The 24852-nt window shown below is 74.5% G+C and carries 19 protein-coding genes; 9 read left to right on the top strand and 10 right to left on the bottom strand.

Annotation, left to right across the window (positions count from 1 at the left end):
- The first annotated feature begins 11 nt into the window (after window positions 1-11).
- Window positions 12-2225 (top strand): hypothetical protein, encoded by a 2214-nt coding sequence (locus ACWDXC_RS13710; protein WP_449981351.1) that lies wholly within the window; start codon window positions 12-14, stop codon window positions 2223-2225.
- Window positions 2226-2253: 28 nt separating this feature from the next.
- Window positions 2254-3492: a cation:proton antiporter gene (locus ACWDXC_RS13705; protein ID WP_449981349.1), complete on the top strand. Its 1239-nt coding sequence runs from the start codon at window positions 2254-2256 to the stop codon at window positions 3490-3492.
- Here ACWDXC_RS13705 and ACWDXC_RS13700 read toward each other — a convergent pair whose 3' ends face one another.
- From ACWDXC_RS13700 to ACWDXC_RS13685, 4 genes are all read right to left on the bottom strand, one after another.
- On the bottom strand, window positions 3493-5052 hold the full coding sequence (locus tag ACWDXC_RS13700; RefSeq protein ID WP_375074921.1) for a glycerol-3-phosphate dehydrogenase/oxidase: 1560 nt from the start codon (window positions 5050-5052) through the stop codon (window positions 3493-3495).
- Entirely contained in the window at window positions 5049-6515 is a 1467-nt protein-coding gene (gene glpK, locus ACWDXC_RS13695; protein WP_449981347.1) for a glycerol kinase GlpK, read from the bottom strand. The genes ACWDXC_RS13700 and glpK overlap by 4 nt, the downstream gene beginning before the upstream one ends.
- A 7-nt stretch (window positions 6516-6522) precedes the next feature.
- Window positions 6523-7344, bottom strand: coding sequence for a terpene synthase family protein (locus ACWDXC_RS13690; protein ID WP_449981345.1), 822 nt, complete (start codon window positions 7342-7344; stop codon window positions 6523-6525).
- Window positions 7345-7455: 111 nt separating this feature from the next.
- Entirely contained in the window at window positions 7456-10299 is a 2844-nt protein-coding gene (locus ACWDXC_RS13685) for a CHAT domain-containing protein (RefSeq protein ID WP_449981343.1), read from the bottom strand.
- A gap of 95 nt (window positions 10300-10394) precedes the next feature.
- Here ACWDXC_RS13685 and ACWDXC_RS13680 point away from each other — a divergent pair, with 95 nt between their 5' ends.
- The 3 genes from ACWDXC_RS13680 to ACWDXC_RS13670 all read left to right on the top strand — a co-directional run bounded on the left by ACWDXC_RS13680 (window position 10395) and on the right by ACWDXC_RS13670 (window position 12894).
- The gene (locus tag ACWDXC_RS13680; protein ID WP_449981341.1) at window positions 10395-11753 is read left to right on the top strand and encodes a S8 family peptidase; all 1359 of its coding nucleotides are present in this window, start codon (window positions 10395-10397) and stop codon (window positions 11751-11753) included.
- Window positions 11754-11829: 76 nt separating this feature from the next.
- Entirely contained in the window at window positions 11830-12420 is a 591-nt protein-coding gene (locus tag ACWDXC_RS13675; protein ID WP_219514907.1) for an RNA polymerase sigma factor, read from the top strand.
- Window positions 12421-12456: 36 nt separating this feature from the next.
- On the top strand, window positions 12457-12894 hold the full coding sequence (locus tag ACWDXC_RS13670) for a hypothetical protein (RefSeq protein ID WP_375074925.1): 438 nt from the start codon (window positions 12457-12459) through the stop codon (window positions 12892-12894).
- Window positions 12895-12936: 42 nt separating this feature from the next.
- Here the strand turns inward: ACWDXC_RS13670 and ACWDXC_RS13665 are convergent, their stop codons facing one another.
- Window positions 12937-13509: a TetR/AcrR family transcriptional regulator gene (locus ACWDXC_RS13665; protein WP_449981339.1), complete on the bottom strand. Its 573-nt coding sequence runs from the start codon at window positions 13507-13509 to the stop codon at window positions 12937-12939.
- Window positions 13510-13603: 94 nt separating this feature from the next.
- Between ACWDXC_RS13665 and ACWDXC_RS13660 the strand changes: the two genes are divergently transcribed.
- The gene (locus tag ACWDXC_RS13660; protein WP_449981337.1) at window positions 13604-14506 is read left to right on the top strand and encodes a TIGR03620 family F420-dependent LLM class oxidoreductase; all 903 of its coding nucleotides are present in this window, start codon (window positions 13604-13606) and stop codon (window positions 14504-14506) included.
- Here the strand turns inward: ACWDXC_RS13660 and ACWDXC_RS13655 are convergent.
- Complete coding sequence (locus ACWDXC_RS13655) at window positions 14503-15597, bottom strand: M24 family metallopeptidase (protein ID WP_364171042.1); 1095 nt, start codon at window positions 15595-15597, stop codon at window positions 14503-14505. The genes ACWDXC_RS13660 and ACWDXC_RS13655 overlap by 4 nt on opposite strands.
- A gap of 157 nt (window positions 15598-15754) precedes the next feature.
- On the opposite strand from ACWDXC_RS13655, the gene ACWDXC_RS13650 reads away from it, so the two are divergent.
- Both ACWDXC_RS13650 and ACWDXC_RS13645 read left to right on the top strand, forming a co-directional pair.
- Window positions 15755-16909, top strand: a complete 1155-nt coding sequence (locus ACWDXC_RS13650; RefSeq protein WP_219514911.1) for a PP2C family protein-serine/threonine phosphatase — start codon at window positions 15755-15757, stop codon at window positions 16907-16909.
- A 5-nt stretch (window positions 16910-16914) separates the two neighbouring features.
- Window positions 16915-17808, top strand: a complete 894-nt coding sequence (locus ACWDXC_RS13645; protein ID WP_449982036.1) for a 5'-3' exonuclease — start codon at window positions 16915-16917, stop codon at window positions 17806-17808.
- Here the strand turns inward: ACWDXC_RS13645 and ACWDXC_RS13640 are convergent.
- The gene (locus ACWDXC_RS13640) at window positions 17777-18310 is read right to left on the bottom strand and encodes a hypothetical protein (RefSeq protein ID WP_449981334.1); all 534 of its coding nucleotides are present in this window, start codon (window positions 18308-18310) and stop codon (window positions 17777-17779) included. The genes ACWDXC_RS13645 and ACWDXC_RS13640 overlap by 32 nt on opposite strands.
- Window positions 18311-18368: 58 nt before the next feature.
- On the opposite strand from ACWDXC_RS13640, the gene ACWDXC_RS13635 reads away from it, so the two are divergent.
- Complete coding sequence (locus tag ACWDXC_RS13635; protein WP_219514922.1) at window positions 18369-18806, top strand: MarR family winged helix-turn-helix transcriptional regulator; 438 nt, start codon at window positions 18369-18371, stop codon at window positions 18804-18806.
- Here the strand turns inward: ACWDXC_RS13635 and ACWDXC_RS13630 are convergent.
- The 3 genes from ACWDXC_RS13630 to ACWDXC_RS13620 form a co-directional block, all read right to left on the bottom strand.
- The gene (locus ACWDXC_RS13630; RefSeq protein ID WP_449981332.1) at window positions 18791-20728 is read right to left on the bottom strand and encodes a hypothetical protein; all 1938 of its coding nucleotides are present in this window, start codon (window positions 20726-20728) and stop codon (window positions 18791-18793) included. The genes ACWDXC_RS13635 and ACWDXC_RS13630 overlap by 16 nt on opposite strands.
- 67 nt (window positions 20729-20795) lie before the next feature.
- Window positions 20796-23519, bottom strand: coding sequence for a DEAD/DEAH box helicase (locus ACWDXC_RS13625; RefSeq protein ID WP_449981330.1), 2724 nt, complete (start codon window positions 23517-23519; stop codon window positions 20796-20798).
- Window positions 23520-23586: 67 nt separating this feature from the next.
- The gene (locus ACWDXC_RS13620) at window positions 23587-24840 is read right to left on the bottom strand and encodes a diacylglycerol/lipid kinase family protein (RefSeq protein WP_449981328.1); all 1254 of its coding nucleotides are present in this window, start codon (window positions 24838-24840) and stop codon (window positions 23587-23589) included.
- Between the last annotated feature and the right edge of the window lie 12 nt (window positions 24841-24852).

Genomic DNA, 24852 nt, shown 5'->3' with positions numbered 1-24852 from the left:
ACCATGCGTGTATGGACGGGTTCCTCGACACCACCAGCCGCGGCCTGACCGAGCTGCGCGTGCACGGCGTGTCCGGCACGCCGCCGGACCAGATGCTCAACCACCCGCATCCGCGGCTGGTGTCGGGTGACTCGACGACCGGCTTCTACCGCCGCTGGTGGCCCGCCGGGCCGCCCGGCGGCGAGCAGGCCGACGTGCCCGGCGTGCGCCACCGCGAGGCGTACGCGTGGGGCGGGCTGACCTCCGGCGGCCGGACGATCGCGCTGTGGCTGCTGCTGCTGCCGTTCTCGCTGGCGAACCTGGCCTACTTCATGCTGCCCAGGCCGGCGCGCGGGCGGCGGCTGCGCCACGTGGTCGAGGCGGCGCAGCGGCTGTTCGCGCTGCTGCTGACCGGCACGCTCGTGCACGCGGTGATCGGGTCGAGTGTCGACCTGGTGGGCTGGCAGTGCACCGCCGCGGGCCGCGCGTGCACGTACGACACCGCGCCCGTGTGGGTGCGCTGGATGGGCGAGCTGTGGGGCGCGGAGCCGTCGCGGCGGCTGGCGGTCACCGCGCTGGTGCCGCTGGCCGTGGTGGCGCTGCTGTGGCTGATCGCCCGGCGGACGTGGAAGCGCGACGAGCGTACGGGGATGCCGCCCGACGGCCCGCAGGAGGCGGCGCTGCCGCTGGCGCGGCGGCGGCTGTGGCACGGCGACGTGCCGGTGTGGCGGCTGCGCGCGGTGCACGTGGCGTACGCGCTCGGCGCGATCGGGCTGGCCGTGGCGGCGCCGTTCGCGGGGGCGGCGGCCGGGCTGGCGCTGACGGTGGCGAACGGGGCCGTGCAGGTCGTCGCGGCGGCGCTGGTGCTGCTGCCGGGGCTGGCGCGGCGGGTGGACCCCGGCGGCGACGACCCGGGCGGCCGGCCGCTCACCGCGGCCTGCCGGGTGCTGGAGGTGGCCGCGCCCGCGGTGCTGGCGGTCACGCTGGCCGCGGCGATGGCCGGGCTGCCGCTCGGCGGGACGCCTCCGCTCCAGCTGCCGGGCGTGGCCGGGGTGCGGTTCGTGCTGCTGGTGGCGCTGGTGGTGTTCCTGCTGGTGGCGACGTGGGTGCTGGCGCGGCTGTCGGCGCCTGAGGAGCGGCCGGCGATGCGCGGGATGGCGAGCTGGTTCACGCTCATGGTGGCGGCGGGCAGCGCGAACGCGCTCGCGCTCGGCGTCATGTTCTGGACCGCCTCGTTCTTCGGCGTGCCGGAGTCGCCCGCCAGGGCGCAGCCGGTCGGCCGCAGGCTGTTCCTGGGCGACGCCGTGTGGTGGACGGCCGCGCTCGTGCCGGTCCTGGTGCTGGGCGTGATCTGCGTGGCCGCCGTGCTGTGGCGGATCCGCGGCACGGTCGCGGAGGAGCTGACGCCCAAGCTCACGCCCTACTACGGCGACGACGGCGACGACGTGGCCGGCAAGTGGGCGCTCGCCTCGCTCACCGACCGGGCCGGGCTCGTGCTGGGGCTGCTCGTCGGCGTGATGCTGGCCGGGTTCGCCACGGTGACGGTGATCTACCAGCTCCGGCTGGTCCACCCCGTCGGCGGCACCGCCGGGCTGTTCGCCACGATGGGCAGCTGGGCCATCACCGCCACCCTCGTGGGGCTGGTGCTGCTGGGCCGGCGCACCTACAGCGACCCGGCGCTGCGCCGCACGATCGGCATCCTGTGGGACGTGGCGACCTTCTGGCCGCGCGCCATCCACCCGCTCGCGCCGCCCTGCTACACCGAGCGGGTGCTGCCCGAGCTGGTCGCCCGCGTCGGCGTGCTGTCGCGGGACGAACGCGACAGGGTGGTGCTGTCGGGCCACAGCCAGGGCAGCGTCATCGCCGCCGCCCTGGTGCTGCAGCTCGGGCCCGGCGCGCGCGGGCGGGTGCGGCTGCTCACCCACGGCTCGCCGCTGCGCAGGCTGTACGCGGCCTTCTTCCCCGCCTACTTCGGCGGCCCGAGCCTGCCCGCGGTGCGTGAGGCGGTGCCGTGGGTCAACCTGTACCGGCTGAGCGACCCGATCGGGGGGCCCGTCTTCGCCCCGGCTGACCCGTTCGGCCCCCGGGCCGCAGAGCCGGGTCCGGTGGACGTGTTCTGCTGGGACCCGCCGCAGCCCGACCCGGGCGAACCCCTCGCCGAGCTGCGCTGGCACTCCGACTACTGGTTCGACCCGCCCTACGGCCAGGCCATGGCCAGGCTCACCGAACGAGACGCCCAGGGCTGACACGCGATCTCCCGGGCAGAGGCCCGGCGTGTCTCCTCCTGATCTCCTGTTCGCCCTGGGCGGCGCCGCGGCGCTGCTGGCCGCCCTCCTCCCGGAGCTCCTCGCCAAGCGGGCGTTCTCGCTGCCGCTGGCCTACCTGGCCGGGGGCGTGCTGCTGTTCCTGCTGCCGCTCGGCCTGCCCGAGCCCGACCCGGTCGCGCACCGGCTGGCCCTGGAGCACATCACCGAGATCTGCGTGGTCGTCTCGCTCATGGGCGCCGGCCTGGCGCTCAACCGGAAGGCCGGGTGGCGGTCGTGGGGCAGCACGTGGCGGCTGCTCGGCTGGGCGATGCCCGTGACGGTCGCCGGGGTGGCCGCCGCCGCGCTCGTCCTGCTGGAGTGGCCGCTCGCGGCGGCGCTGCTGCTCGGCGCGGTGCTCGCGCCGACCGACCCGGTCCTGGCCTCCGACGTGCACGTGGGCGAGCCGGTCGACGTGGAGAACGCCGACGACGAGGTCAGGTTCGCGCTCACCTCCGAGGCGGGGCTCAACGACGGGCTGGCCTTCCCCATCGTGTACGCGGCCGTCGCGCTGGCCGTCGTGGGCGGGGCGGGCTGGGCGGGCGAGTGGGCCCTGGTGGACGTGCTCTACCGGACGGCCGCGGGCGTGGTGTGCGGCCTGCTGATCGGGCGGGTGCTCGGCCGCCTGTTCTTCCACACCCGGGAGAAGCGGCTGCGCCTGGCCGAACGGCACGACGGGTTCGTCGCCCTGGCCGCCACCTTCCTGTCCTACGGCCTGACCGAGCTGGCTCACGGCTACGGCTTCGTGGCGGTGTTCGTCACCGCGTGCGCGATCAGGAACGCCGAGCGCGGCCACGGCTACAACTCGGTCCTGCACGGGTTCGTGGAGCAGATCGAGCGGCTGTTCACCGCCTGGCTGCTGCTCCTGCTGGGCGGGTTCGTCGCGACCGGCGGCTTGGCGGCGCTCACCTGGCGGGGCGTGGCCGTGGGCGTGCTGCTGCTGCTGGTGATCCGGCCGCTGGCGGGCTGGCTCTCCCAGGCGGGCGGGGCGGCCGGGCCCCGGGAGCGCCTGGTGATCTCCTTCTTCGGCATCCGGGGCGTCGGGTCGCTGTTCTACCTGGCGTACGCGCTGGGGCAGGCGGACTTCGGCGTGCCGGCGGACGAGCTGTGGGCGGTGACGGGGTTCACCGTGCTGGCCTCCGTCGTGCTGCACGGCGTCACCGCCACGCCCGTCATGCGGCGCCTGGACGCCCTGCGCGCCCGCCGGTGATCACGGGGCGAGCAGGGCGGCGACGCGGGCGCGCACGTCGTCGGTGTCGAGGCCGCGCACGGTGAGCGTGGTGCGGCGGCGCAGGACGTCGTCGACGGTGACCGCCCACTCGTGGTCGCGGGCGTAGACCGCCTGGGCCCAGATGTCGGGGCCGTCCGGGTGCATGCGCTCGCCGAGCGCCGGGTCCTCCCGGATGAGCCTGGCCACGTCGAAGGCCAGCGTCCCGTAGTGGGAGGCCAGGTGGCGGGCGACGAGCGGGTCCATGCGGGCGGCCGGGTCGTGCTCCGACCACAGCCGCATCGCGACCGCGTCGGGGCTGGCCAGGCCGGGCAGCGGCACCGTGGGCAGGATGGCGGCCAGGTCGTCGCCGAGCGGCCTGCCGGGCAGCCGGGCGAGCGTGTCGAGCACGACCCTGCCGATGTGGCGGTAGGTGGTCCACTTGCCGCCGGCGACCGACAGCATGCCGCCCCTGCCCCGGCTGAGCAGCGTCTCCCGCTTGGCGGCGGCGACCCGGCCGGGGCCGCCGGGCAGCACCCGCAGCCCGGCGAAGGCGTAGGTGATGTCCTCGCGGCGCACCTGCGCGTCCTCGACCGCGTGCCCGGCCTCGTCGAGGATCTGGGCCACGTCGGCGTCGGTGGCGCGCACGTCGGCAGGGTCGCCGTCGTACGCCTCGTCGGTGGTGCCGAGCAGCAGGTGGTCCTCCCACGGGATGGCGAACGACACCCGGTACTTGTCGATGGGGATCGTCAGCGCGGCCTTCCACGGCTCGTGGCGGCGCAGCACCAGGTGGGCGCCCTTGGACAGGCGGATGCTGGGCGCGGCGTCCGGGTCCTCCATGCGGCGCAGGTGGTCGACCCACGGGCCGGTGGCGTTGAGGACGAGCCTGGCCGAGACGCCGAACTCGGCGCCGTCGAGCCGGTCGCGCAGGTCGGCGCCGACGACGGTGCCGCCGGACTTGCGCAGCCCGACGACCTCGGCGTGGTTGAGCACGACGGCGCCCGCGTCGACGGCGGCGCGGACGGTCATGACGGCGACGCGGCTGTCGTTCATCTGGTGGTCGCCGTAGACGGCGGCGGCGCGCAGCCCGGCGGGCTTGAGCGCGGGCACCCGGGCCAGCGCCTGCTGCGGCGTGATGACGCGGCCGAGGCCGTCGCCGAACACCGACAGCGCCGAGTAGAGGAACACGCCCGCGCCGAGCTTGGCGGCGCCGTGCGGGCCGCCCCGGTAGACGGGCACGACGAACGACAGCGGCTTGACCAGGTGCGGGGCGATCTCACCGGCCAGGGCGCGGCGCTCGCGGTGGTTCTCCGCGACGAGCTTGACGTTGCCGGTCTGCAGGTAGCGCAGGCCGCCGTGAACGAGCTTGGAGGAGGCGCTGGAGGTCGCCCCGGCGAAGTCGCCCGCGTCGACCATGGCGACGCGCAGCCCCGCCTGGGCGGCCATCCAGGTGACGGCGGTGCCGAGGATGCCGCCGCCGATGACCAGCAGGTCGTAGGGGCGGCTGCTCAGCTCCTCGCGGGTCTCGGCCCGTTCGCCGGACGTGGTGCGGATGGCGGTCATGTGGTGCTCCAGTCGAGGCTGCGTTCGATGGCCTTGCGCCAGTTGCGGTGCTCGGCGTCCCTGACGTCGGGGTCGATCTCCGGCCGCCATTCGGCGGCCTTGTGCCAGTTGGCGCGCAGCGCGTCGGTGCCGGGCCAGTAGCCGGTGGCCAGCCCGGCCGCGTACGCCGCGCCCAGGCAGGTGGTCTCGGCCACCATCGGGCGTACGACGGGCACGCCGAGGACGTCGGCCAGGATCTGCATGAGCAGGTTGTTGGCGGTCATGCCGCCGTCGGCGCGCAGGGCGGTGAGGGCGAGGCCGGCGTCGGCGTTCATCGCGTCGACGACCTCGCGCGTCTGCCAGGCGGTGGCCTCCAGGACGGCGCGGGCGATGTGGCCCTTGGTGACGAACCCGGTCAGCCCGGCGATGATCCCGCGGGCGTCGGCCCGCCAGTGGGGCGCGAACAGGCCGGAGAAGGCGGGCACGAAGTAGCAGCCGCCGTTGTCGTCGACGGTGCGGGCCAGGGTCTCGATCTCGGCGGCGCTGGAGATGAGGCCGAGGTTGTCGCGCAGCCACTGCACCAGGGAGCCGGTGACGGCGATCGAGCCTTCGAGCGCGTAGGTGGCCGGGGCGTCGCCGATCTGGTAGCCGACGGTGGTGAGCAGGCCGTGCTTGGAGGTGACGGGCTCGGCGCCGGTGTTCATCAGCAGGAAGCTGCCCGAGCCGTAGGTGCTCTTGGTCTCCCCGGGGGAGAAGCAGGTCTGGCCGAACAGCGCGGCCTGCTGGTCGCCGAGCGCGGCGGCGACCGGGACCCCGTCGGCGGTGCGGCCGTAGACCTCGGCGCTGGGCCGGATCTCCGGCAGCATCGCGGCGGGCACGCCGAGCGCGTCGAGCAGCTCGGGGTCCCAGGCGAGCGTGCGCAGGTTCATCAGCATGGTGCGGCTGGCGTTGGTGACGTCGGTGACGTGCCGGCCGGTGAGCTTCCAGACGAGCCAGCTGTCGACGGTGCCGAACAGCACGTCGCCGCGCTCGGCGCGCTCGCGCAGGCCGGGGGTCTCGTCGAGCAGCCAGCGGATCTTCGGGCCGGCGAAGTAGGTGGCCAGCGGCAGCCCGGCCCGCTCCCGGAACAGCTGCTCGTGCGGGGCGAGCGCGGTGACCAGGGCGTCGGTGCGGGTGTCCTGCCAGACGATGGCGTTGGCCACCGGCTCGCCGGTGCGGCGGTCCCACAGGATCGTGGTCTCGCGCTGGTTGGTGATGCCGAGGGCGACGAGGCTGCCCGGGTCGATGCCGCTGCCGGTGACCGCGTCGGCGACCACGCCCTGCACGGCGTCCCAGATCTCGGCGGCGTCGTGCTCGACCCAGCCGGGCCTGGGGAAGATCTGCCGGTGCTCGCGCTGGGCCACGGACACGATCCGGCCGCCCTCGTCGAATACCATGCACCGGCTGGACGTGGTGCCCTGGTCGATGGCGGCGACGTACTCCACGGCTTCCTCACTTCTCACATGTTCGGCATTGCCGAACGCCTGGCTTGTGCGGACTGCTCCCCCGCAGCCGCTCGATCAGCTCGCCCGCCTCGCCCGCCAGGTCCGCCATCGCGTCGGTCACCTCGCCGGAGGTGACGCCGAGCATGAGCACGTTCAGGCCGCCCCAGCTCACGTCGCGCCGGTAGGAGGCCAGGTCGCCGAGCAGATGCAGGTAACGCTGCACGCACCCGCTGGCCTCGCGCAGCTCCTCCAGATGCGCCCTGGCCCACGTGTCGCCGGCGTAGATCCAGTGCGACAGGTCGACGAAGCAGGTGCCGCGGCTGTCGGCGTTGTCCAGGTAGTGCGGGAACGTCACGCGGGCGCCGGTGTCACGCCACACCCAGGCCCGCTCCATCGCCGCCAGCGTGCGGGCGAGCTGGTCACGCCACACCTGCCGCAGCTCGCCGAACTCCGCCACCGTGGCCAGCTCGTCACGCAGGTCGGCCAGGAACCGGGTGACGGCCGCGCGCGGGGCCGCGCCGTCGGCGACCGCCAGGCAGTCGCGGGCCAGCCGGGCCACCTGGTCGCGGCTCGTGGCGATGCGGTCGACCAGCCGGTCCAGCGCCAGCACCCACAGGGCGGTGCGGTTGACGATCTTCAGCCGATCGGCGGTGGCCCAGGGCGCGCTGAAGGCGCCCGACAGCGACAGCGTGGTGTAGAACTCGGCGTCGAAGGCCGCCGCGGGGAACAGGCCCGCGTACATCTGGGCGCACCGCCGCAGGTCCCGGCCGCACGCGGCGGCCAGTGCGCAGGTCCGGCCCAGCTCGAACGCCTCGTCCCCGTCAGGCATCCTCAAGCCGCTCGATCGGCGTGTCGGATCATGGGTGTGCCCCCCAATACCCTCTGTGATGGATTGTCACATGATCACTGGTATCCGATCAAGGCATGGCGGCGTGCCCGATCAGCCCGCCCCGATGGCGATGAAGGAGACGTCGTCGCCCCGCGCGTCACGCAGCGCCTCGGCCAGCGACAGGCCCCGGCGCAGGCCCGCGTGCAGCCTGACCATGACGGGCACGGCCGTCTCGTCGTTGACCGGGACGACGCTGGCCACGATGCCGGCGGTGCCCAGGTGCAGCAGCGCCGTGGCGGGGCCGATCAGCTCGTCGGCGCCGACGGGGGCCATCTGGCCGGAGTCGCAGCTCGACAGCACCAGCCGGTACGGGGCGCGCCGCAGCCGCTCCAGGTCGTAGACGGTCAGCGGGCCGTCGTCGAGGTAGAGCGAGGAGAACAGCGGGCTGTCGGCCCGGAACGTGCCGTGCGCGGCCACGTGCGCGAGCGCGCACCCGTCGATGGCCTCCAGCACGGCCCCCGCCGTCGCCCCGCCCCCGCCCAGCACCCGCACGGTCCCTGCGGGCGCGCCTCCCCCGTGCCCGCCCTGCCCGAGCCCGCCCTGCCCGAGCCCGTCCTGCCCGGCTCCGTCCTGCCCGGGCCCGTCCGTGGCCGGTCCCGGACGGCCCTCCGCGCCGGGGAACCGGCCGCCGGGCGCGAGGCCCCCCGAGTACGGAGTCGTCCCCTCGGGAAGCCCGCCGCCCGCCGACACCGCGATTCCCTCGGGGAGGCCGCCCGCCGGGGCCGTGGAGGGCCCGCCGGGTGCCGGTTCGCCGGGGTGGCCGTACAGGTTGGCGATGGCGTGGAGCTCGGCGGGGGCGTTGGGGACCTCGGGGCCGCGTACGAGGACGACGCCGCCGGAAGGGGGTGCGGCGGCGCGGGCGCGCAGCCAGGCGGCGGCCGACGGCGCGACGCTGAAGGCGGTGCGCCGCAGCGACGGCAGCAGCCCCCACGGGGTGGCGTGCAGGACACTGGGCGGCACGACGACGCACGGCCCGTCGCCGAGCAGCCGGGCGACGGGCCCGAGCAGCGCCTCCTCCAGCCGCCCGCCCAGCGCGGCGAGCTCGTCGCGCGGCGGGTCGCGGTCGTAGGCGAGCCGGCGCAGCCGGGAGCGCGCGTACTCCATCTCGGCGACCGCCGCGGCGGCGGGCCCGATCTCGTAGGTGCGCACCCGCCCGCCCGCGCACAGCAGCGCGTGCAGGGTGCCGTCGATGACGACGAGCTCGGCGAGACGGCCGCCGGGGCCGAGCGCGTCAAGGATCTGGCCGCAGCCGGGCCCGCGCGCCTCGCCCTCACCGGTGCCGCGGACGCGCAGGGTGGTGGCGCGCACCCGGGACTCCAGGCGGGCGCGGTCGCGTTCGAGCGTGGCGGCGGAGGCGGCGCCGTCGGAGCGGGCGCGGCCGAGGAGCTGGTCGAGCCGGCGCAGCGCGGCGAGCTGGGCCTGCAGCTCGGGGTCGTCGGGCGGGCGGACGGGCGGCACGGCGAGCGCGGTGGCGCGCCAGCGTTCGGTCCAGGCGAGCAGTTCGCGGGTGCGCCCGGCGGCGTGCAGGTGGCGCAGCGCGAGCCGGGCGAGCTCGACGCCCTGCGCGGTGACGAGCGCGCGCAGCTCGGACGAGCCGAAGGTGAGCCGGTGCTCCTCGATGAGCGCGAGCCCGGACCGGCAGGCGTGCAGGAGGCGGCGCGGCTGCCCGGCGGCGTCGGCGCGCAGCGCCTCGGCCAGCCAGCCGCCGGCGCGTGAGGTGGCGGGGCCGCGGTGCCGGACGCGGGCGGCGGCCGACAGGTGGCGTTCGGCGGCGGCGGCCTGGCCGAGGGCGAGCGCGGTGCGCCCGGCGAGCAGGTGGGCCTGCCACACCTCGGGCGAGCCGAGCCGGGTCAGCCGCGCGGCGAGGCGGCGGGCGTCGGCGAGCAGGCGGGGCGTGGCCGGGCCGCGCGCCAGCTCGGCCTGGACGAGGATGAGCCGCGCGTGCTCGGCCCACCAGTCGCGGCGCTGCCCGGCGAACAGCGCGCGGGCCTCGGCGGCGCGCTTGCCGGCGGTGCCGGGGTCGGCGGCCAGCAGCGCGGCCCGGGCGGCGAGCAGCAGCAGCTCGGCCCGCCGGGTGGCCTGGCCGCGCAGCCGGTCGAGCAGCCGCAGCCCGCCGTCGGCCTGTTCCAGCGCCTCGCGGGCCAGCCCGGCGGCCAGCAGCACGGCGCACCGGTCGGCGACCAGGTCGAGCATCGGCGTGCCGAGCTTGCGGAAGCCCTGGTCGGCCTCCTCCAGCAGGTCGAGGGCGGTGGGCAGGTCGCCGGCGACGAAGGCGGCGACGCCGCGGTTCTGCACGGCGACGACGGAGTCGTGCTCCTGCCGGGTGGTGGCGAACATGCCCTGCGCGGTGCGGAAGTCGGCGTCGGCCGCCTGGACGGAGCCGAGGGCGAGCTGGGCGTGCCCGCGTAAGGTGAGCGCGCGGGCGGCCCACACGGTGTCGCCGGCCCGGCGCAGCGCGGGCGCGGCGGACCTCAGGTCGTCGAGCGCCTCCCGGTGCCAGCCGAGGATCCACCGGGCGCCCGCCCGCCTGAAGAGCACCCGCGCCCGCGTGGTGCCGCCGGACAGCGCGGCGGCCTGGTCGAGGGTGGCCAGCCCGGCCCGGGTGCGGCCGTGCTGGACGAGCGCGACCCCGAGCGTGGCCAGCACGTCGGCCTCGCGGTCGGGCGATCCGGCCCGCCGGGCCAGGCGCACCGCCTGGCGCAGCTCGCCGATGGCCGCCTCCAGGTCGCCGAAGTCGCGGCGCAGGATGCCGATGGCCTGCCGGGCGATCGAGTGGTCGTAGGGGCCTCGTCCGGTTTCGAGCATCGCCCTGGCGGCCTTGAGCGCCTCCTGCGGGCGCGCGAACACCATGTCGAGCACGTCGTGCGGATCGTCGGGAACACCGGCTCGGGGCACCCATCGATGGTAGAACCGGCTCCGCGGGTGTATCAACGGCGGCGCTCGCCGCTCATAAAGGCACAGGACCCGTTCTTCGCTCTGGAGGGCAGACGATGAGCACACCCGGCCCCGGCCGTGACGACTCCCGCTTCTGGGCGCAGCTCGACATGCTCAACGAGGCGCTGCCGGACGGCCTGCGGGCGGTGGCCGGTCCTGACGGGGCGGCGCCGGGCTCGGCCGTCCAGCCGTCGTTCGCGCGGCTGGCGGACCACGTCCTGGTGCCCGCGGCCGAGCTCGACCGCACCGCCGACCTGGTGCAGGAGCTGGTGCCTGGCGACGCCGACCTTCAGGTCACCTGGCCGCCGGAGCGCGACGCCGGGCGGGTGTCGGTGCGCAGGCTGTACGTGGGCGACCGCGACGCGCGGCTGGTGGCCGACCGGCTCTCCGTCCGGCGGGTGCGCTCGACGCCGGTCCACTTCGTCACGGTGGCGGGCGTCAACCTGTGCCCGGGCGACGAGCCGGTGCCGTGCGACGAGCCGCTGCGGCCCGCCAGGGCGGGCGACGACCGGGGCGCGGGCGTGCGGGTGGCCGTCATCGACACCGGCCTGGTGCACGACTACCTGGACCACCAGTGGCTGGCCGCCAGCGACGGCGTGCCGGGCATCCCGAAGGTCCACGGCGACGTCACCTCGCCCGGCGACGAGCTCGACGCCGACGGCCTGATCAAGCCGTACGTGGGGCACGGCACGTTCATCGCCGGCATCGTCCGCTGCACCGCGCCGGCCGCCGACGTGCGCGTCCACAACGCCTTCCCGTACGGCGGCGCGATCATGGAGGACCAGCTGGGCCTGCTCATCCGCGACGCGCTCGACAGGCACGGCTGGCCCGACATCATCTCCCTGTCGGCGGGCACGCAGACGGAGCACGCGGGGGCGCTGCTGGGCCTGGCCGACTTCATGGCGGAGCTGGCCCGGCACCCGGAGACGGTGCTGGTGGCGGCGGCGGGCAACGACGGCGCCACCGGCCGGTTCTGGCCCGCCGCCTACGCGGGCGAGCCGGTCAACGCCTCCGGCGACGTGGTCGTGTCGGTGGGGGCGCTGCGCGAGGACGGCAGGGGCCGGGCCTGCTTCAGCAACCACGGGAGCTGGGTCACGGTCTACGCTCCCGGCGAGCGCATGGTCAACGCCTTCACCTCCGGCCCGTACGAGTACGGCTACCCGCACCGCACCACCTGCCGTTTCCACCCGGCGGGCCTGTACGCGGGCTGCACGTGCGTGGCGCCGCTGCGGGTGGGCGACAAGGCGACGTTCAGCGGGCTGGCGATGTGGAGCGGCACGTCGTTCGCCACCCCGGTGATCGCGGGGCTGATCGCGGCGCGCATGTCGGAGGCCGGGGTTTCCTCCCGGGAGGCGGCCAGGCAGCTGGTGGAGACCCGGCTGGCCGTTCCCGATCTGACGGGTTACCTGCGGTGAGGTACGACACCCTGTCCTCGGGCGGCTCACGAAATATCATCGTGAGCATTCCGCCCCTGGACAGGGAAGGACCGCCGTGGACGACACCGCAGCCCTCGTCAGGGCAGCAGCGGACGGGGACGCCGGCGCGTGGAAGGAGCTCTACCACCGCTACAGCGGGCTGGTGTGGGCTGTCGCCCGCGCCTACCTGCCGGCCCCCGCCGATGCCCAGGACGTGGCGCAGACGACGTGGTTCCGCTTCGCCGAGCACCTGACCCGGATCCGCGATCCGGACAAGGCAGGCGCCTGGCTCGCCAGCACCGCCAGGAACGAGGCGTTACGCGTCATCCGTACCAGCGGCAGGGTCATCCCCGTCAGCGACGTGGGACTGATGGGCTTCGACGTGGACGAACGTTCGCCGGAGCGCCTGCTGCTGGACGCCGAGGAGGCCGACGCCGAGGCCGAGCGGGCGCGGGAGGTGTGGGCGGCGTTCGAGGAGATGTCCGAGCGCTGCCGCCGCCTGTTGCGCGTGCTCATCGCCTCGCCGCGGCCCACCTATCAGGAGGTGGCGACGGCGCTGGGCATCGCGGTCGGCAGCATCGGCCCCATGCGGGGGCGCTGCCTGAAGCGGCTCGGCGTGCTGGTCGCGCGCCGCGGGGTGACGGGGACTTCCCGTGACTTCGAATGATGTCGGGTGAGTCGGGGTGAGTTCGGGGTGAACGACATGGACGACGGCTTCGATCTGGAAGACGAGCTGCGCAACATCGCCCACCTGCTCGACCCGGTGCCGCCGGAGCTGCTGGACGACGCCATGCAGGCGTTCACGCTCCGGACGCTCGACGCGGAGCTGGCCCTGCTGGAGTTCGACTCGTGGGACGAGGAGCCGGCCACGCGGGTGCGCGGGCCGGCCAGCCCCCGGCTGCTGACGTTCCGGGCCGGGGAGGTGAAGGTGGAGCTGGAGGTGTCGGGCGCGCGGCTGGTCGGGCGGATCCTGCCGGGCGAGGCCGCCGACATCGGCGTGCAGCGCCGCGACTCCGAGCTGCGGCTGCGCGCAGACGAGCTGGGCCGGTTCACCACCGCGCCGCTGCCGCCGGGCCCGCTGCGGGTGCGCGTCACCCCGGGCGCGGGCGGCCCGGTGGTCACCTCGTGGATCCGCCTCTGACCGGGGCGCCTTCCGGCTCCCTGTCTCTCCCGGAGGGGGCGGTCAACGGGGCGGCCCGAGTCCTTCGAAGATCAGCGGGAGGAGCCGTTCGCCGCCGGGCTCGCCGCCGGTCAGTTGCTCGCGTGCCCAGGAGACTCCGGCGACCAGGGCGAGGAACTCGGCGGGGGTGACGTCGGCGCGCACGTCACCGGCTCGCTGGGCGCGGGCCAGCAGGGCGGTCCCGGCCTCGCGCATGGCCTCGCAGGAGGCGTGCAGGGCCGAGGCGGGGTCGCGCAGGGTGGCCGTCAGCATGGCGGTGAGCCCGCGGTAGGCCGTCGTGGTCTCGACGAACTCCAGGGTCCAGGCGAGCAGCGCCTCGCGGGCGGAGCCCTGGTCCGCGAGAGCGCGGGCGCGGGCGGTGAGCGCGTCGAACCGTTCGCCCAGCAGCGCCTCCAGCAGCGCCTCCCGGGTGGGGAAGTGCCGGTAGAGGGTGCCGGCTCCGACGCCGGCGCGGGCGGCGACGTCGTCGAGGGAGGCGCCGGTGCCGTGTTCGAGGAAGGCGGCGCGCGCCTCGGCGAGCAGCCGGTCGCGGTTGCGCCGCGCGCCGGCCCGCATGGCGCGCCGGGTGTCGCCCACGTCGTCCCTCCCGGGGGTTCACAAAACGGAGACCGCTTCCGTATCTTAGTGCCGGAGATAACCGGAGACAGTCTCCGGAAAGTCTAGAGCGACGATGGACACGACACAGGTGCGGCATCGGCTCGGCCGGTTCGGGGTGTGGATCGCGCCGATGACCCTCGCGCGCACGCCGGTGACCGTGCAGCGCGAGCAGTTCGCGCGGATCGAGGAGCTCGGCTACGGGTCGCTGTGGACGGGCGAGCCGCCGCCGTCCTCCCCGGCCGGCGGGCGCGAGATCTTCGCCCAGCTCGCCGTGATGCTGGCCGCGACCAGGCGGCTGGTCGCCGGGGCGGGCGTCGCCAACATCACCGTACGCGACCCGGTCGCGGCGCACGGCGGGGCCGCCACCCTCGCCGAGGCGTACCCGGGCAGGCTCGTCCTCGGCCTCGGCGGGCACACAGGCGAGCGCCCACTCAGCGCGTTGCGCGCCTACCTGGACAGCATGGACCGTGCCGCCGCCCGCGACGACGAGCTTGCCGGGGGCCGGTATCCACGGGTGCTGGCGGCACTGGGCCCACGGGCGCACCAGCTGGCGGGCGAGCGGGCCCACGGCGCGCACCCGTTCATGCAGCCGGTCGAGCACACCGAGGCGGCCCGCCGGGCGCTCGGCCCGGACGGGCTGCTGATCCCGCACCAGATGCTCGTCCTCGACCCCGACGCGGCCCGGGCCAGGGGCCGGATCCGGGCCCTGATCAGCCTGGGCGGCGACGGCGACAACCCGTACACCGCCAACTACCGCAGGCTGGGCTACGGCGACGCCGACCTGGCGGGCGGGCGCAGCGACCGCCTCATCGACGCCCTGCTGGCCTGGGGCGAGGACGAGGCGGTGGCGGCCCGGCTGCGGGCGCATCTGGCGGCCGGGGCGGACCACGTGCTGCTCCACCCGCTGACCGGCGACCTGCCCTCGGCCGTCGACCAGCTGGAGCGGCTGGCTCCGCGCCTGACGGCCGCCGGTTAGACGATCACCAGGTCGCGGGGGCTGTCGTTGAGCCGCTCGCCGCCGGTCTCGGTGCACACGAGGATGTCCTCGATGCGGGCGCCGTGGCTGCCGGGCAGGTAGATGCCGGGCTCGACGGAGAAGGCGAAGCCGGGCTCCATCGCCTCGTCGTTGCCGGCGACGATGTACGGCTCCTCGTGCGTCTCGATGCCGATGCCGTGGCCGGTGCGGTGGATGAACAGCTCGCCGTAGCCGGCCTCGGCGATGACCTCGCGGGCCGCCGCGTCGATCGACTCGCACGACACGCCGGGCCGTACGGCGGCGCAGGCGGCGTCCTGGGCGCGGCGCAGCACCTCGAAGGAGGCGGCGTAGTCGGCGGGCGGCTCGCCCACGCAGTAGTTGCGCGTGGAGTCGGAGCAGTAGCCGTTGTGGAGCTGGCCGCCGATGTCGACGACGACGGGCTCGCCCGCCTGGATGACGCGGTCGGACACGTCGTGGTGGGGGCTGGCGCCGTTGGGGCCGGAGGCGACGATGACGAAGTCGACGGTGGCGTGCCCGGCGGCGAGGATCGCCTCGGCGATGTCGCGGGCCACCTCGCGCTCGGTGCGCCCGGCGCGCAGGAACTCCGGCACCCGGCGGTGCACGGCGTCGATGGCCGCCCCGGCCTCGCGCAGCGCCGCCACCTCGGCGGGCGACTTGCGCATGCGCAGCTCCCGCAGCACCGTGCCGGCCAGCACCTGCTCGGCGTCCGGCAGCACGTCACGGAAGCGCAGCGAGGCCATCGCCCACATGCGGTCGGCCAGGCCGACCCGGCTCGCCGGGCCGAGCCGGTCGGCGGCGATCCGGTAGGGGTCGTCGGTCTCGTCCCAGGCCACGAAGTCCAGTCCGAGCCGCGAGGCCGGTGACGCCTCGGCGGCCGGCAGCTCCAGGCGGGGCACCATCATGTACGGCTCCGCGGCGGCGGGCACGACCAGGCACGTCAGGCGCTCGAGCGGCTTGGCGTCGTAGCCGCTGACGTAGCGAAGGTCGGGGCCCGGGGTGAGCAGCAGGGCGTCGAGGCCGGCCTTGGCGGTGGCCTCCTGGACGGCGGCCAAACGGGACACGGGATACAGGTCTGAGGACGTCACAGGCTCAATCTACTCCGGATCCCGCCGCCTAAAATCCGCGAAAAGGTCTCACCACACGGCAGGCCATCACTACCGTACGTTCACCGTCGAACACGTAGTGTGGGGCCAATTGTCCCGTTCCCTGCCGGCTGAGAGTGAGACCATGGTCGACCCCGAGCTGCTCGCCGCCCGGCTGGCGCACGCCCAGCGGCTGGGCAACATGGGCTGGGCGGAGTGGAACCTGCGCACCGGCGCCGTCATGTGGTCCGACCAGGTCTACGCCATCTTCGGGCGTGACCCGGGGGCCGGGCCGCTGCCGCTGGCCGAGCTGGCCCGGCACGTCGAGCCCGCCGACCTGGCCGCGCTCGACGAGCTGCTGTGGACGGTGGTGCGGGGCGTGGAGCCGGTGCAGGCCGAGTTCCGCGTCCGGCGTGACGGCGGCGACGTGCGCAACCTGCGGGTGGTGCTGGAGCCGCTGATGGCGCCGGGCGGCCCGACCGGCGTGCACGGCGTCATCCAGGACATCACCGGCCGCCGCCGGGCCGAGCGGATCATGTCGGAGTCGCGCCGTCAGCTCCTGGAGGCTCGCGTGCAGGCGGCCGAGGAGCGGCACGTGATGCTGGCGCTGCGCGAGGCGATCCTGCCGGAGCCGGTCGGCTGCCTGGACCTGCCGCGCACCCGGATCGCGGTGCGTTACGTCCCGGCGGAGAAGACCGCCAGCCTGGGCGGCGACTGGTTCGAGGCCGCGGCGCTGCCCGACGGGCGGGCGCTGCTGGCGATCGGCGACGTGTCGGGGCACGGCCTGCCGGCGATCGCGCACATGGCGCAGCTCCGCCACGCGCTGATCGGCCTGACGATGACGGGCGTGCCGCCGAACCGGGTGCTGGCCTGGCTGAACGACCTGGTGCTGCACCGGCTGTCGGGCACCACGGCCACCGCGATCATCGGCCATCTCGACACCGCGACCCGCGTGTTCGCCTGGGGGCAGGCGGGCAACCTGGCGCCGATCCTGGTGCGCGACGGGGTGGCCTCGCCGCTGTGCCCGCCCGCGGGCGTGCTGCTGGGCGCCACCTGCGACCGGCCCTATCTCCTGGCCAGCACCCCGCTGCGGGCGGGCGACCTGCTGCTGATGTTCACCGACGGGCTGGTGGAGCGGCGCACCCGCGACATCGACGAGGGGCTCGACCTGGTCATGACGGCGGCGTGCAAGCTGCCGGGCTGCGACCTGGACGAGGGCCTGGACCGGCTGCTGGCCGACATCGGCGGGCCCAACCCGGAAGACGACGCGTGCCTGCTGGCTGTGGGCATACTGGGCTAGTGCTGATGCTTCTGGACACCCCTTCGCTCTACTTCCGCGCCTACTTCGGCATCCCGGACTCGATCACGGCGCCCGACGGCATGCCGGTCAACGCGGTGCGGGGCCTCATCGACATGATCGCCACGCTGGTGCGGCAGCACTCCCCCGCCGAGCTGGTGGCCACGATGGACGCCGACTGGCGGCCCGCCTTCCGGGTGGCGGCGATCCCCACGTACAAGGCGCACCGGGTCGCCCACGGCGACACCGAGGAGGTGCCCGACACGCTGGTGCCGCAGATCCCGGTGATCGAGGAGGTGCTGGACGCGGTCGGCATCGCCCGCCTGGAGTCGCCCGGGTTCGAGGCCGACGACGTGATCGGCACGCTGACCCACCGGGCCTCCGGCGCGGTCGACATCGTGACGGGCGACCGCGACCTGTTCCAGCTCGTCGACGACGCCCGCCCGGTGCGCGTCCTCTACACCGCGCGCGGCATCCGCAATCTGCAGCTCGTGGACGAGGGCTGGGTGAGCGCCAAGTACGGCATCCCGGGCCGCGGCTACGCCGACTTCGCCACGCTGCGCGGCGACCCCAGCGACGGCCTGCCGGGCGTGGCGGGGGTGGGCGAGAAGACGGCGGCGTCGCTGGTGACCCGGTTCGGCTCGCTGGAGGCGCTGCTGGAGGCGCTGGACGCGGGCGTCACCGAGGGCTTCCCGGCGGGCAGCCGCACCAAGCTGGCCGCCGCCCGCGACTATCTGGCCGCCGCCCCGGCCGTGGTCAAGGTCGCCGCCGACGCGCCGCTGCCGGACGCGGACCTGACGCTGCCGGTCAAGCCGCGCGATCCGGAGGCGCTGGTGCGCCTGGCCGACCGCTACGGGCTCGACAGCCCGCTCAACCGGCTGCTGGACGCCTTGAGCCGCTGAGCATGAGCCGTGTCGCGACGCCGGTCATCCAGACGAAGGTGAACGCGATGACGGTGGGGTTCTTCACGGAGACGAGCAGCGCGGTGACGAGGTCGCGCGCCTGGCCGGCCCACTGTTCGACGGCGAGGGCCGGCAGCACGTCGAGCACGGTGAAGGCCGCGCCCAGCACGAGGAACTGGGTGGCGAAGGCCCAGCGGTCGCGGTCGATCCCCTCGCCCATGCGCTGCCACAGCGCGGCGGGGGTCAGGCCGCGCAGCGCGGGCTCGGCGCGTACGGCCAGGCGGACGATCACGTACAGCAGGACGACGCGGCAGGCGGCGGTGAGCACCTCGGCGGCGACGTTCACGGCGGCGGGCAGGTCGTCGCCGGCGGTGATGGCGGCGAAGCGCTGGACGGCCGGGACCATCGACAGCCCGGCGACGATCCAGAAGTGCCGGAGGTAGAAGCGCCATCCCCAGGATGCGGCGTCACCGGCGAGTTCGAAACCTGATCGGAGAACCATGCCGGTATAATACTTCATCAGATTGAATTATTCACTCCATTGAAACAAAGGAGCGTGGATGGACGGCGCGAGGATGGGCTGGGAGCTGAGCACCGCGGTCGTGCTCTTTCACGAGGCGGTCGCGCGCAAGCTGGGCCTGAGCGCGGTCGACCACAAGGCGCTTGGCGTGATCACCCGCTCCGGCGGGCTGACCGCCGGCGCGCTCGCCGGCGAGCTCGGCATGAACGCCAGCGCCGTCACGGCCCTCGTCGGCCGGCTCGAACGCGCCGGCTACGCCCGGCGGGTCGCCGACCCCGCCGACCGCCGCCGCGTGCTCGTCGAGGCCGACCCCGGCAACCGGCCGGACCTCGCGGGCATCTTCGCCGACCTCGGCGCGGACATGAACGCCTTCATGTCCCGGTACGACGCCCGCGAGCTGGCCACGATAGCCGACTACGTCACGCGCACCGTCGAGGTGCTGCGCAAGCGGACCGAGGCCCTTCAGCAGAGCCTGTAGGTGGAGAAGCTCTCGAACCGCGACAGGTACATGTGCCCGTCGGCGCCCTTCACCAGGTTCGAGATCGGCCGGACGATCAGCGTGAGCTTCATCGTCGCCGGGTCGATCCGGTAGACCTTGCCCTGGACCTTGCCGTACAGCATGCCGTCGCGGCCGGCCTCGACGTAGGTGTCGAGCCACACCTGCGACACCGTCTGCCACGGGTAGGTCTGGTGCTTGACCGTGCGCAGCGCCCGTCCGGTGGCCGGATCGAGCTCGAACAGCGAGTCGGGGCTGAGCCCCCACAGCCTGCCCGCGCCGTCGAAGGCGAGCGAGCCGAGGGCCAGGTTGCCGGGGACGGGCGTGGTCCGCCACTTCAGCGAGCGCCCGGCGACGTCGTAGGCGAACGCCTGGGCCTCGCCCTGCGGGACGTTGGTGCCGCCGAAGGCCGACGTGGTCCCGTACAGGACGCCGTCGCGGTAGGCCAGGCCGATGATGCTGTGGCCGGGGATCAGGTCACGCTCGATCACCTTCTCCCCGGTGGCCGGGTCGAGCAGGCCGAGCGCGCCGCCGAGGACGCCCGCCTTGGGCACGGTGCCGAACGCCAGCCAGTCTCCCGCCGACACCATCGCGAACGGGCGGTCCTGCTCCTGCTCCCCCAGCCCGAGCAGCAGCCGCGGCTGCTCGCCGTCGAACTCGTAGATGCGCGCACCGGGGTAGACGCCCAGGTAGAGCTTGCCGCGGTGGGTGACGATGCCCTCGCTCTGGCCGACGTTCGGCCACGAGCGGGTCTCGCCGGTTGCCGGGTCGTAGGAGGCCAGGCCGCCGGTGAAGAAGCCCCCGGCGTAGATGCGCCCGTCGGGGCCGACGCCCATCGAGCGGATGCTGACGGGCTGGCCGGTCAGCGTGGACTCGAACAGGACGCCCTCGCCGGCGCGGCGGTCGTAGTGCCAGAGGCGGCCGGTCGAGGAGGTGCCGACGAGGGTGGTGCCGATCCAGCCGAGCGTTCGGGCGGCGCCGCCGCCGAGGTCACCGAAGCCCAGCTTCGTGACTTTTCCGCTTTTAAGGTCGTATTCGATGAGTTCGTCGTCCTGGACCAGGTGGACGGTGTGCCCGTGCCTGCCGCCGCCCACGGTCAGGCTGTCGACGTCCGCCACCACGTCCTTCCACGCCTTGGCGGCCAGGTCGTACACGCCCATCGGGTTGGCGCCCGTCGAGGTGGTGAAGCGCACGAGCAGGTGGTGGCCGACGAGGTCGAGGTCGTAGGCGTAGCCCGCGCCCTCGACCGGCGGTTCGATGACCCGCCGGACGGCGCCGTCCGGCGCGACCACGGCGACCTTCATGCTCTGCGCGCCGACCCCGGCGTACACGGTGCCGTCGGCGCCGACGGCCAGGTCCCGGACGAACTGCTCGCCCGGCACCGGGCTGCCCAGGTCGGCGACGCGGCCGGTGGCGGTGTCGTAGCGGAACAGCCGCCCGTTGGGCGAGGTGCCGCCGTAGACGGCCGAGCCGTCGGGGCTGGCCGCGACCGTCCACACGAACGTCTCGCCCGGCACCGCGATGCCCAGCTCGCTCACCTTGTCGGCCGCCGGGTCGTAGCGGAACAGGCGGCCCATCGCCCCGGCGGTGGCGTTGTAGCTGCCCACGTAGACGGAGTGGTCGGGCGCCACGGTGACGGCCCAGGAGCCGAGGGCGAGCGGCAGCGGGCGTTCGGCGATCAGCGAGCCGTCGGCGGCGTCGCGGATGCCGAGCATGGCCGGGCCGGAGGCGCTGGAGGTCACCGAGTAGACGCGATCGCCGTCGAGCGCGGTGCCCGCCGTGGTCGCGCCGGTCAGCGGCAGCCGGCCCAGGCTCTGGAAACCGCACCCGGTGGGCGGCGATTCGGCCTGGGCCGGAGTGGCGAGGGATAACAGGACAAGGAATGCGACAAGGACGATGCGCACGACAGCCTCCCGGCGGGCGATATAACGGTCTTGACCGTAATCGCACGCAGGTCCTCTGGCAAGAGGGTCAGGCCACCGACGAGTAGGCCACCACCCCACGCCGCATCGCGTCCATCGCCTTGGTCGCCGTCTGCTTGATGCGGCTGCCGGGCGGCGCCGCGTTGCCGAGCTGCCCCAGCAGGTCCATGAGCTGCTTGACCCAGCGCACGAAGTCGCCCGCCGCCAGCTCGTTGCCGCCCACGCCGTCCATCAGCACCGCGTCCAGCGAGTGCCCCTTCGTCCAGCGGAACGCCGCCCACGCGAAGCCGAGATCCGGCTCGCGGATCGTCGACAGGCCGTGGTCGGACTCGATGCCCTCCAGCTCGCCCCACAGCCGCAGCATCGCCGTCAGCGCGTCCTGCGCCCGGCCCGCCGGGACCTTGGGCCGGCGGGCGTCGTCGGACTGCCGCGACTCGAACACCAGCGCCGACACGCACGCCGCCAGCTCCGCCGGGTCGAGCTCCTCCCACAGCCCGCTGCGCAGGCACTCGGCCGTCAGCAGGTCGAGCTCGGTGTAGAGGCGGCCCAGCCGGCGGCCCTCGTCGGTGACCTGCTCGCCCTCCAGGTAGCCGAGCTGCTCCAGCACCGAGCAGATCCGGTCGAAGGTGCGCGAGATGACGTGCGAACGGCCCTCCACCCGCCGCCGCAGCCCCTCGGTCTCACGCAGCAGCTTGTGGTAGCGCTCGGCCCAGCGGGCGTGGTCCTCGCGCTCGTCGCAGCCGTGGCACGGGTGCTGCCGGATGCGCCGGCGCAGCTCATTGACCTCGTCGTCCTCCACCGCGTGGTCCCGCGCCCTGACCGGCTTGCCCAGATCGCGATCACCGATCTTGGCCAGCAGCGTGGAGACCAGGTTGGCGCGTTCCTTGGGCGAGCGGCCGTTGAAGTTCTTCGGGACGCGGATCTTCTCCAGCGGCTCCACCGGCACCGGGAAGTCCGCGGGGTCGAGCTTCTTGATCTGCTTGCCGATCGTCAGCACCAGCGGGCTGGGACCGTGACCGCGCGGGTTGCGGCCCGGGTCGAGCACCACCGCGAGCCCGGCCCGGCGCCCGCCCGGCACCCGGATCACGTCACCCGGCTGCAGCGCCTCCAGCGACCGCACCGCCGCCGCCCGCCGGGCCGCGCCGCGCTGGCGCGACAGCTCCGCCTCCCGGTCCGACAGCCGCCTGCGCAGGGCCGCGTACTCGGGGAAGTCGCCCAGATGGCAGGTCATCGCCTCCTGGTAGCCCTCCAGCGCCTCCTCGTGCTTGCGCAGCTGCTTGGCCAGCCCGACCACCGCCCGGTCGGCCTGGAACTGGGCGAACGACTCCTCCAGCAGCGCCCTGGCCCGCTCCCTGCCGAACTGGCCGACCAGGTTGACCGCCATGTTGTAGGACGGCTGGAAGCTGGAGCGCAGCGGATACGTACGGGTGCCCGCCAGGCCCGCCACCGACAGCGGGTCCATGCCCGGCTGCCACAGCACCACCGCGTGGCCCTCGACGTCGATGCCGCGCCGCCCCGCCCGGCCGGTGAGCTGCGTGTATTCGCCGGGGGTCAGGTCGGCGTGCGTCTCGCCGTTCCACTTGTCGAGCTTCTCGATCACCACGCTGCGGGCCGGCATGTTGATGCCCAGCGCCAGCGTCTCCGTCGCGAACACCGCCTTGACCAGGCCGCGGGTGAACAGCTCCTCGACGACCTCCTTGAACGCCGGCAGCATGCCCGCGTGGTGCGCGGCCAGCCCCCGCTCCAGGCAGTCACGCCACTCCAGGTAGCCCAGCACCGCGAGGTCCTCGTCCGGCAGGTGCGCCGTGCGCTCGTCGACGAGCTGGCGGATCTCGTGCCGCTCCCGCTCCGTCGTCAGCCGGATCCCGGCGTGCAGGCACTGCTGGACGGCCGCGTCACAGCCCGCCCGCGAGAAGATGAACGTGATCGCCGGCAGCAGCGCCTCCGCGTCGAGCCGCTCGATCACCTGCGCCCGGTCCGGCGGGCGCGAGCGCGTCGGCCTGCCGTAGCCGCGCCTGCCCCGCCCCGCCGTCAGCCGCTCGGCGTCCCGCGTGACCCGCATCAGCGTCGGGTTGATCCGCGGCGTGTCGTCGTCGGTCATGAAGATGTCGTAGACGCGGTGGCCCACCATCATGTGCTGCCACAGCGGCACCGGCCGGTGCTCGTCGACGATCACGGTGGTGTCGCCGCGCACCTCACCGAGCCACTCGCCGAACTCCTCGGCGTTGCTCACCGTCGCCGACAGCGCCACCAGCCGCACCGACTCCGGCAGGTGGATGATGACCTCTTCCCACACCGCTCCGCGGAACCGGTCGGCCAGGTAGTGGACCTCGTCCATCACCGCGAACCCGAGCCCCGCCAGCGTGGCCGAGCCCGCGTAGAGCATGTTGCGCAGCACCTCGGTCGTCATGACGACGATCGGCGCCTCACCGTTGACGCTGTTGTCGCCGGTCAGCAGGCCGACTTTGGCCGTGCCGTACCGTTTGACCAGGTCGTTGTACTTCTGGTTGGACAGCGCCTTGATCGGGGTGGTGTAGAAGCACTTGAGTCCCTGCTCCAGGGCCAGGTGGACGGCGAACTCGCCGACGACCGTCTTGCCCGAGCCGGTGGGCGCCGCCACCAGGACACCGTCGCCCGCCTCCAGCGCCCGGCAGGCGTCGATCTGGAACTCGTCCAGCTCGAAGTCGTACAGGCCCCGGAACGAGGTGAATGCGGGCCCGTCGCCGGCGTATTTCTGACGGAAGGCCGCGTAGCGTTCCGCTGGCGTTGTCATACCGGCCACCCTACCGAAACCGCCATTCCGGTCCGTCCTCACGGCCGCGCCCTTTACAAAGTACGGTTCATACCAGGACGTTCAACGCGCCCGGCCGCACCTCACACGTGACCGGGGCCGGGCCGATCCGCTCACCGTCGGCGTACGCCACGACGCGGGCCGCCTCCAGCGTGACGCTCCTGGCCCGCCACACCGTCACCGCCGGATGCGCCACGTGCGTGCCCCGGTAGACACGCGGGAAGACGCGCAGGAACTCCCCCTTGCCCACCGCGCCCACCATCACCACGTCCAGCAGCCCGTCGTCGGGGCGGGCGTCCGGGCAGATGCGCATCCCCGCGCCGTACGAGCCCGTGTTGCCCACGGCGACCATCATGGCCTCCCGCTCGACCGGCTCCCCGCCGTCGAGCGTCACCCGGAACGGGATCGGCTCGAACGACCTCAGCTCCCGCGCGGTCGCCACCAGGTACCGGGCCATCCCCGGCGGCCACGACAGCGCGTTGGCCCGCTCGTTCACCCGCGAGTCGAACCCGCAGCACACCACCCCGGCGAACACCTCCTCCCCACTCCCGACCCCCGCACCGGAGAGCCCCGCCCCGAACCCGCCACCGGGGCCCCCACCCGCCTCCAAGCCACCCGCACCGGAGCGGCCGGCGGGCCAGTCTGGGTCGCCACCGGACCCGCCCGCGGGCGCGCCACCGACGCCACCGGGACCACCGGGACCACCGGGACCACCGGGACCACCGGGACCACCGGGACCACCGGGACGAGGGACGCCACCGGCGCCGCCGGGACCAGGGAGGCCGGGGACGCCACCGGCGCCGCCGGGACCACCGAGGCCGGGGACGCCGCCGGAACGGCCCCCGAGACCACCGTCGCCGAAGCTTCCGGCGGCGCCCGGGTGCGTGCCCGGACCCCGGAAGGGCGGGGCGGTGGTGTGGCGGATGGTGGCGGCGTCGAGGGGGCGGGGTCGCATGCGGAGGACGGTGCGGGCCGCCGCGACGGGGTCCTTGACGGGCAGGCCGAGGGCGGCCGCGATGTCGTTGCCGGTGCCCGCCGGGATGATGCCGAGCGGCACGTCGGTGCCCGCGACGGCCTGGACGGCGAGGTGAACGAGGCCGTCGCCGCCGAAGGCGACGAGCGCGTCGGGACGTTCGGCGACGGCGGCGCAGGCCCGTACGAGCGCGTCCGCCGCGTCGTCGCCGACGATCACCGACAGGTCGGCGCCGCCGGCGCGGAGGCGGCGGGCCACGGGTTCGAGCAGGCGCAGGGTGCGTCCGCCGCGTGCGGCGGGGTTGACGAGCAGGGCGATTTGGGGGGCCACGCCCGGAACCTA

The organism is Nonomuraea sp. NPDC003214 (assembly GCF_053590035.1).
Note: the sequence above shows the minus strand (reverse complement) of the source record. Positions and strands in the feature narration are given on the sequence as shown.